Annotated in this window: 7 protein-coding genes; 3 read left to right on the top strand and 4 right to left on the bottom strand. The window is 69.9% G+C overall.

Annotation, left to right across the window (positions count from 1 at the left end; all coding sequences use genetic code 11):
• Window positions 1-70: 70 nt before the first annotated feature.
• Window positions 71-889 carry a DUF2382 domain-containing protein gene (locus tag M4D54_RS10435; protein ID WP_193864560.1) on the bottom strand — a complete coding sequence of 273 codons (819 nt, stop codon included), beginning with the start codon at window positions 887-889 and terminating at the stop codon, window positions 71-73.
• A gap of 322 nt (window positions 890-1,211) precedes the next feature.
• Here M4D54_RS10435 and M4D54_RS10430 point away from each other — a divergent pair, with 322 nt between their 5' ends.
• Window positions 1,212-1,919 (top strand): PepSY domain-containing protein, encoded by a 708-nt coding sequence (locus M4D54_RS10430; RefSeq protein ID WP_193864562.1) that lies wholly within the window; start codon window positions 1,212-1,214, stop codon window positions 1,917-1,919.
• A gap of 4 nt (window positions 1,920-1,923) precedes the next feature.
• Here the strand turns inward: M4D54_RS10430 and M4D54_RS10425 are convergent, their stop codons facing one another.
• Complete coding sequence (locus tag M4D54_RS10425) at window positions 1,924-3,096, bottom strand: amidohydrolase (RefSeq protein ID WP_259891314.1); 1,173 nt, start codon at window positions 3,094-3,096, stop codon at window positions 1,924-1,926.
• A 60-nt stretch (window positions 3,097-3,156) separates the two neighbouring features.
• On the opposite strand from M4D54_RS10425, the gene M4D54_RS10420 reads away from it, so the two are divergent.
• Window positions 3,157-4,068: a polyphosphate kinase 2 family protein gene (locus M4D54_RS10420; protein ID WP_193864564.1), complete on the top strand. Its 912-nt coding sequence runs from the start codon at window positions 3,157-3,159 to the stop codon at window positions 4,066-4,068.
• A gap of 106 nt (window positions 4,069-4,174) precedes the next feature.
• Window positions 4,175-4,672 (top strand): thiol peroxidase, encoded by a 498-nt coding sequence (tpx, locus tag M4D54_RS10415; RefSeq protein WP_193864565.1) that lies wholly within the window; start codon window positions 4,175-4,177, stop codon window positions 4,670-4,672.
• Between the two features lie 208 nt (window positions 4,673-4,880).
• Here tpx and M4D54_RS10410 read toward each other — a convergent pair whose 3' ends face one another.
• On the bottom strand, window positions 4,881-5,684 hold the full coding sequence (locus M4D54_RS10410; RefSeq protein ID WP_193864567.1) for an alpha/beta fold hydrolase: 804 nt from the start codon (window positions 5,682-5,684) through the stop codon (window positions 4,881-4,883).
• Window positions 5,685-5,799: 115 nt separating this feature from the next.
• The gene (locus M4D54_RS10405) at window positions 5,800-8,028 is read right to left on the bottom strand and encodes an NADP-dependent isocitrate dehydrogenase (protein WP_193864568.1); all 2,229 of its coding nucleotides are present in this window, start codon (window positions 8,026-8,028) and stop codon (window positions 5,800-5,802) included.
• Window positions 8,029-8,061: the final 33 nt, after the last annotated feature.

Below are 8,061 nucleotides of genomic sequence, written 5' to 3'. Positions count from 1 at the left end.
CTTCCTGGATCAGGACTCAGGGGTCAGGGCGCTTGACGCGCTGCCTGTTCCTGGTTCCCTCAGATGCTGCTCAGACGCGGTCGTCGCGACCCGACTGCACATCGACCTCCTCGTGACCCACCTGCTCGGTGACGGTCTCGGTGTCGGTGACGGTGCGCTTGCCGAGGTTGACGTTCTCCGTGGCGACGGTCTCCTTGCTGACGACGGGGCGCTCCTCGTGGAGGGTCACCTCTGTCTCGTCCTCGCCGAGGCGGCCGCCGCGGTCCTCGCCGGTGGCGGGGGTGCGCTCGACGACCAGCTCCTCGCGCTGGACGGGAACCTCCACCTGCTCGGTGTCGGTGACCACGTACTTGCGCAGGCGCGCCTTGCCGGCCTCACGGCGCTCGGTGCCGACGTTCAGCTTCTCCTCGTGGAGGGTCACGCCGTCGTCGTCACGGCGGTCCAGATCGCGGTCACGGTCCACGCCGGCCCCGGCGGCTCCGACGCCAGCGCCAGCAGCGCCCACGCCCGTCCCGGTGCTGTCATCGACGGTGCCACCGGTGCGGTCACCTGCATCGAGGTAGCCGTCGCGGGAGGGATCCTGGACGCCGTAGTAGCGGTAGAGCTCGGCCTCCTGCTCCTGGGAGATCTCGCCGTCCTCCGCGATGTTCGGAGCGTCCTTGATGAACTTCTTCTCGTACGGGACGCGGATCTCACCGTCGGTGAACTGAGCGTCCGCCAGGGGGATGAAGGTCTCGTTGGTCCCGAACAGGCCGGTGTTGACCGTCACCCACGACGGGTCCTGCCCCTCGTTGGTCACGTACACCTGGCCGACGGAGCCGACCTTGTCGCCGGTGGAGTCGACAACGATTGCGCGCTGCAGGTCTCGGATGTTGCCCTGAAAAGTCATGTGGATTCCTCTCATGTACAGCTGTCAGATCCGAGGGCGGTCGAGATGGAACACGACCGCGGATCCGTGGATCTGCTGACCCAGTGACCGTAACCCAGGTCACGCTCCACCTGCCAAGAACCGGTGCTAACGGTCGGTCGGCCCATTCATCCGTGCAGTTGGGAGACATATCAGGCGTCCGTTCGTGAACTGCGGATGAGAGTGCTCTCAGAATCCGCGCCCGCCCAACCGGCCATGCCTACGCTGGATTGATCAGCGAACCGGGTGGCCAGTGCGATCAGCACGGTGGCGCCCGGGCCACCTCCAGGAACGGAGAACCCCCATGACCATCACCAGCCGCCGCTTCGTCCGCTCCGCCGCCGGGGCCGCCTTCGTCCTGGCCCTGGCGGTCGGATGCGGCTCCGACACCGAGGATCCCGCCCAGCCCGATCAGCCGAGCCAGGAGCAGGACGCAGGGGAGGGCAGCGGCGCCTCCGACGGTGGTGGATCCTCTGATGGAGGTGCCGCCGATGGCGGCGCGGCCACCTCCGACGACGGCGCGGCCGCATCCGACGGCGGCGGTTCCGCAGCGGGCTCCGAGCTCCCGGCCGATGCCGACCTGGCCTCGACCGAGCTGCCCATCCCCGCGGAGGACGCCGTGCAGCGCGCCCTGGACGCCGCCGGGGGAGGGGACGTCCACTCGATCACCATCGACCACGACCGCCGCAACGGCTGGGAGTGGGAGATCGAGATCCGCAACGATGCCCAGGAGCACGCCATCGAGCTCAGCGCCATCAGCGGAGAGATCATCGAGCACGAGCGCGACCAGGACGACGACGGCGAGCCCGCCGTCGACATCGCCGATCCGATGCCGTACGCCGAGGCCATCGAACTAGCCCTGGGAGCACAGGACGGCCGAGTCTCCGGCTGGTCGCTGGAGTCCGATGACGACCGGATCCACTACACCGTCGACATCATCCCGGACGGCTCGAACGACGACGTGGAGGTCGAGGTCGACGTGGAGACCCAGGACGTGCGGATCGACGACTGAGCGCTCAGCGCTCCGCGATCACGGGCTGCCCGTCCTCACCGCGGTGCATGACCTCGCGGCCGGCCTGCCACACGCGCAGCGTCCGGTGGCGCAGGTCCAGCGGGTCACCGTCCCACAGCACCAGGTCCGCATCCTTGCCCACCTCCAACGAGCCCAGCCGGTCACCCAGACCGAGCACCTCGGCAGGGTTCACGGTGATCGCGCGCAGGGCATCGGAGGGGTCCATGCCGTCCTTCACTGCCAGGGCAGCCTGGTGCACGAGGAAGTCGATCGGCACCACGGGATGGTCGGTGATCAGGGATACCTTCACCCCGGCCCGCGCCAGGATGCCCGGGGCGCGGGTGGTGCGGTGGCGCACCTCCACCTTGGAGCGGGAGACGATCAGGGGTCCGTACAGCACGGGCACCCCGGCCCTCGCGATGCGATCGGCGATCAGGTACGACTCCGTGCCGTGGTCGAGCACCAGCTCGTAGCCGAACTCCTCGGCGATGCGCAGGGCGGTCGCGATGTCGTCGGCCCGGTGCGCGTGCTGCCGCCATGGGATCTCGCGGGCCAGCACCCGTGCCAGAGCCTCCGACACCAGGTCGCTGTCGCGCTCGGCCGGGTCCTTCGCACTCCAGGCGCGGGCCTTCGCGAAGGCCTTGCGGATGGTCAGCGCGACCCCGAGGCGCGTGGACGGCGTGGCGCGGCGCTCGCCGTACACGCGCTTGGGGTTCTCACCCAGGGCGGCCTTCAGCCCGGAGGGCTCGCGCAGCACCATGTCGTCCACCACGCGGCCGTGGGTGCGGATCGCCACGGCCAGGCCCCCGATCGGGTTGCCCGAACCGGGGTTGACGTTCACAGCGGTCACCCCGCCGGCGATGGCGTCGTCGAAGCCCACCTCCATCGGGTTGATCGCATCGATGGCGCGCACCGCGGCCATCACCGGGTCGGTCATCTCGTTGGTGTCGTTGCCGGCCCAGCCCTCACCCTCCTCGTGCACGCCCAGGTGCACGTGGGCGTCGATGAACCCGGGCAGCAGCCATGCGCCGTCGGCGTCCACCACCTCGGCGTCGCCGGGGACGTCCACGTCGGGGCCGAGCGCGGTGATCACCCCGTCCCGCACCAGGACGGCGCCGTCGAAGGGATCGTCGGTGACGGGCTGGACATGGGCGTGGGTGATCGCAAGGGTCGTCATGGGGCGACCCTCGCCCCCCGCGGGCGGCGCGTCAAACCGGGTCCCACTACTCTGAAGCGCATGAATGAGATCCATGGCACAGATGATTCAGGTGGCGCGGGCACCGGCGCGGACGTGCTCGTCAGCACCGATGCCCCGCGGGGTGTGAGGATCCCTCCCGGCTGGACCGGCTCGGTGACGGAGCTCGATGCCCGCTCCACCCCCGGCTTCCAGGGCGACAAGCAGGACGGCGAAGATCGCCTGGCCGCGCTCGACGAGCGCCTCGACGACCTCCAGGAGCGGCTCTACGCGGCCAGTCGTCCCACCGGGGAGGGCCGCAGTGTGCTGCTGGTGGTGCAGGGAATGGACACCTCCGGCAAGGGCGGCATCATGCGCCACGTGGTCGGCTCGGTGGACCCCCAGGGTGTGGACATCAGCGCCTTCAAGGCCCCCACGGACGAGGAGAAGAAGCACGACTTCCTGTGGCGGATCAGGCCGCACGCCCCGGCCCCCGGGATGATCGGCGTGTTCGACCGCTCCCACTATGAGGACGTGCTGATCCACCGGGTGCACGGCTGGGCTGATGAGCAGGAGATCCAGCGCCGCTACCGTGCGATCAACGAGTTCGAGCAGGAGCTGACCGAGGCCGGCACCACCGTGATCAAGGTGATGCTGCACATCTCTGCCCAGGAGCAGGGCGAACGGCTGATGGAGCGGCTGGAGCGCCCGGACAAGCACTGGAAGTTCAACCCCGGCGACCTCGATGAGCGAGTCCACTGGCCCGCCTACATGGAGGCCTACGACCGGGCGCTCGCCGCCACCTCCACCGAGCACGCCCCGTGGACCGTGGTGCCGGCGGACCGCAAGTGGTACGCGCGGATCGCTGTCCAGCAGCTGCTGCTGGACGCGCTGGAGGCGATCGACCCGCAGTGGCCCGCCGCGGACTTCGACGTGGACGAGCAGGTGGAGCGACTGCGCGCCACGATGGAGTGAGCGAGCCGGCGGGAGGCTCCGCGGTCCGATGCCGTCGACCGGTTGCCCGTCCGTGCGTTTCAGGTCCGTTCTTGTGGTTCCCAGGCAGGCGCGTGAGGATGGGGACATGGCTGCTATCACTTTCCAGAACAATCCCGTCTCCACGGTCGGCGAGCTGCCGCAGAAGGGATCATCGGCACCCCAGTTCGATCTGGTCGGCACGGACATGGGTCCTGTTACCAGCGGCGACTTCGCCGGCAAGCGCGTGGTGCTGAACATCTTCCCTTCCGTGGACACCGGCACCTGCGCCATGAGCGTGCGCCGCTTCAACGAGCTCGCCGCGGGGCTGGAGAACACCACCGTGCTGTGCGTCTCCCGTGACCTGCCCTTCGCCCAGGAGCGCTTCTGCGGTGCCGAGGGCATCGAGAACGTGGTCAGTGCCTCCGCCTTCCGCTCCACCTTCGGTGAGGACTACGGGGTGACCATGTCCGACGGTCCCCTGGCGGGCCTGCTCTCGCGTGCTGTCGTGGTGGTCGACGCCGACGGCACGGTCCTGTACACCGAGCAGGTGCCCGAGATTGCCGACGAGCCCGACTACGACGCGGCCCTCGCGGCGCTGCGCTGATGCGCTTCGAATGACCGCCTCGCGCACCCGCCCCCGGATCCTCCTGGGGCGGGTGCGCGATCTCGTCGATGACGACGGCCCCGGCGAGCACGACTTCCGCGTGCTCACCGACAGGCTCTGGCCCCACGGGGTGAGGAAGGATCGACTCGCCCTGGACCTCTGGGCTGCGCGGCATCATCGCGGCGGTTGCCCTGGTGGCGCTGGTGCGTCAGGTGCTCTGATCCTCGGCGAGGAAGGGCAGCACGTGCTCCAGCACGGGTCCGGCCGGGGCCAGCGTTCCTCCGTGGTCGCGCCCCTCCAGCGGCACGAACCCCGCGCGCGGCATCACGGCCGCCGCCTGCCGGGACTCCTCGAACCGCGGGTGGTCCTCGGTGCCGGCCATCCACAGGGCCGGCACCTCGCACTGCGCGAGCTGCTCGGCGGGGATCCCCGCGGTGGCGTCAGTCGCGGCCAGCAGGGCGGCGATCGCCTGGTGATCAGCGGTCAGGAACGCGGCGCGGGTGGCGCGGGCGCGCCTGTCCCCCACCTCCGGTCCGAGCCCCTGACGGGTGCAGAACTCCTCCATGCCGCCGGAGGCCACCGACTCGATCACCCCGGGGAAGAACACCTCGTCGACCGCTCCGTGCTGAGCGGAGGCGGACCCGCCCAGGCTCACCAGGCGCGACACCCGCTGCGGGTGGCGCACTGCGGTGCTCACGCCGATGCGGGCGCCCAGGGAGTAGCCCAGCAGGGACGCCGCCTCCAGGCCCTCCGCATCCAGCACCGCCAGCAGGTCCGAGACGAAGCGCTCCTGCGTGTAGGCATCGGCACTGTGCGGGGCGTCGGAGCTGCCGTGGCCCCGCAGATCCACCCGGATCACCGTGTGGTGCTCGGCCAGCGGCTCCAGATAGCCCAGTCCTCGCCAGATGGCGCGGCTGAGCACGGAGCCGTGCAGGAGCACCACGGCAGGACTGGTGCCGGAGACGTCGTAGCGCAGGTCGATGCCGTCCGACGGTGCGGTGATCACGGGCATGGGTGCTCCTTGCTCCCGGCGGGGGCGGTGTGCAGGTGCGAACGGCCGCGGCCGATCATCGCGAGGATGACCGGCCGCTGCCGTGCGTGCACGTCTCGATCGTGCTGGGCTCGTCTCAGAGCGCCTGGGCGATCTCGTCCAGGATGGCGTTGAAGGTGGCCGAGGGTCGCATCACGCGTGCGGTCTTCTCCGGATCCGGACGGTAGTAGCCGCCGATGTCGGCCGGGGAGCCCTGCACGGCCAGCAGCTCCTCGGCGATCGTCTGCTCGGCCTCGCTGAACTTCGCGGCCAGCGGGCCGAACGCCTCGGCCAGCTCGGCGTCCTCGGTCTGCTTGGCCAGTTCCTGCGCCCAGTACAGGGCCAGGTAGAAGTGGCTGCCGCGGTTGTCGATGCTGCCCAGCTTGCGCTGCGGGGACTTGCCCTCCTCCAGCAGGGTGGCGGTGGCGCGGTCCAGGGCGTCGGCCAGCACCTCGGCGCGAGCGTTGTCGGCGGTGCGGGAGAGGTGGCGCAGGGACTCGGCCAGGGCCAGGAACTCGCCCAGGGAGTCCCAGCGCAGGTAGTTCTCCTCCATCAGCTGCTGGACGTGCTTGGGGGCGGAGCCACCGGCACCCGTCTCGAACAGGCCGCCGCCGTTCATCAGCGGCACCACAGAGAGCATCTTGGCGCTGGTGCCCAGCTCCATGATCGGGAACAGGTCGGTCAGGTAGTCACGCAGCACGTTTCCCGTCACCGAGATGGTGTCCTCGCCGCGGCGCACCCGCTCCAGGGTGTGCTTGGTGGCCTCGACGGGGGAGAGGATGCGAATGTCCAGGCCCTCGGTGTCCTCCTCGGCCAGGCAGGCCTCGACCTTGGCGATCAGGTTGCGGTCGTGGGCGCGCTCCGGGTCCAGCCAGAACACGGCCGGCATGCCGGAGAGGCGGGAGCGGCGCACGGCCAGCTGCACCCAGTCGCGGATCGGGGCGTCCTTGGCCTGGCAGGCGCGGAACACGTCCCCGGCCTGGACCTCGTGGCTCATCAGCACGGAGCCGCTCGCATCACGCACCTCGACGCGACCGGGGGAGGGGATCTCGAAGGTCTTGTCGTGGGAGCCGTACTCCTCGGCCTTCTGCGCCATCAGGCCCACGTTCGGCACGGTGCCCATGGTGGTGGGGTCGAAGGCGCCGTTGGCCTTGCAGTCCTCGACCACCACGTCGTACACGCCGGCGTAGGAGGAGTCGGGGATGACCGCCAGGGTGTCGGCCTCCTCGCCGTCCGGGCCCCACATGTGGCCGGAGGTGCGGATCATCGCGGGCATGGAGGCGTCGATGATGACGTCGCTGGGCACGTGCAGGTTGGAGATGCCCTTGTCCGAGTTGACCATCGCCAGGGCGGGGCCGTCGGCGAGATCCTGCTCGATGGCCTTCTTCACGCCCTCCTGGGTCCGGGCGTCCAGCTCCTGGACACCGGCGAGGATGCCGCCCAGGCCGTTGTCGGGGGACAGACCCGCGGCCTTCAGCTGCTCGCCGTGCTGGGCGAAGAGAGTGGGGAAGAAGGCCCGCACGGCGTGCCCGAAGATGATCGGATCCGACACCTTCATCATGGTGGCCTTCATGTGCAGGGAGAACAGCACGCCTTGCTCCTTCGCCGCCGCGACCTGCTCGCGCAGGAAGGCGTCCAGCGCCTCGGCGCGCATCACGGTGGAGTCCACGACCTCGCCGTCCAGCACCGGGAACGGTGCCTTCAGGACGGTCTCTGCGCCGTCGGCGCCGATGTGCACGATGGACAGCTCTCCGGGACCCTCGATCACCACGGACTGCTCGTTGTGGCGGAAGTCGTCGGCGCCCATGGTGGCCACGGAGGTCTTCGAGTCCGCGCTCCACTCGCCCATGCGGTGGGGGTACTTGCGGGCGAAGCTCTTGACGGCCTCGGGGGCGCGACGATCGGAGTTGCCCTCGCGCAGCACCGGGTTCACGGCCGAGCCCTTGACGGAGTCGTAGCGTGCGCGGGTGTCCTTCTCCTCATCGGTGGAGGGCGACTCGGGGTAGTCCGGCAGGGCCACGCCCTGGGACTGCAGCTCGGCGATCGCGGCCTTCAGCTGCGGCACCGAGGCGGAGATGTTGGGCAGCTTGATGATGTTGGCCTCGGGGGTCTTGGCAAGCTGGCCCAGCTCGGCGAGGGCATCGTCGACCTGCTGGTCCTGGGGCAGGACGTCGCCGAAGGCGGCCAGGATGCGACCGGCCAGGGAGATGTCGCGGGTGGTGACGTCGATCCCGGCGGTGGTGGAGAAGGCCTCGAGGATCGGAAGGAACGATGCGGTGGCCAGCATCGGTGCTTCGTCGGTGTGGGTGTAGATGATGCGCGCCATGGTTCGCGGGGCTCCCTCGGTTCGGTGCGGCAA

This window comes from Brachybacterium sp. p3-SID1565, from assembly GCF_025143785.1.
Lineage (GTDB): Bacteria > Actinomycetota > Actinomycetes > Actinomycetales > Dermabacteraceae > Brachybacterium > Brachybacterium epidermidis.
Note: the sequence above shows the minus strand (reverse complement) of the source record. Positions and strands in the feature narration are given on the sequence as shown.

Coding starts and splice junctions, on each gene's coding strand:
- M4D54_RS10405 (WP_193864568.1), bottom strand. CDS start 8,028: ATGGCGCGCATCATCTACACCCACACCGACGAAGCACCGATGCTGGCC.
- M4D54_RS10425 (WP_259891314.1), bottom strand. CDS start 3,096: ATGACGACCCTTGCGATCACCCACGCCCATGTCCAGCCCGTCACCGAC.
- tpx (WP_193864565.1), top strand. CDS start 4,175: ATGGCTGCTATCACTTTCCAGAACAATCCCGTCTCCACGGTCGGCGAG.
- M4D54_RS10420 (WP_193864564.1), top strand. CDS start 3,157: ATGAATGAGATCCATGGCACAGATGATTCAGGTGGCGCGGGCACCGGC.
- M4D54_RS10435 (WP_193864560.1), bottom strand. CDS start 889: ATGACTTTTCAGGGCAACATCCGAGACCTGCAGCGCGCAATCGTTGTC.
- M4D54_RS10430 (WP_193864562.1), top strand. CDS start 1,212: ATGACCATCACCAGCCGCCGCTTCGTCCGCTCCGCCGCCGGGGCCGCC.
- M4D54_RS10410 (WP_193864567.1), bottom strand. CDS start 5,684: ATGCCCGTGATCACCGCACCGTCGGACGGCATCGACCTGCGCTACGAC.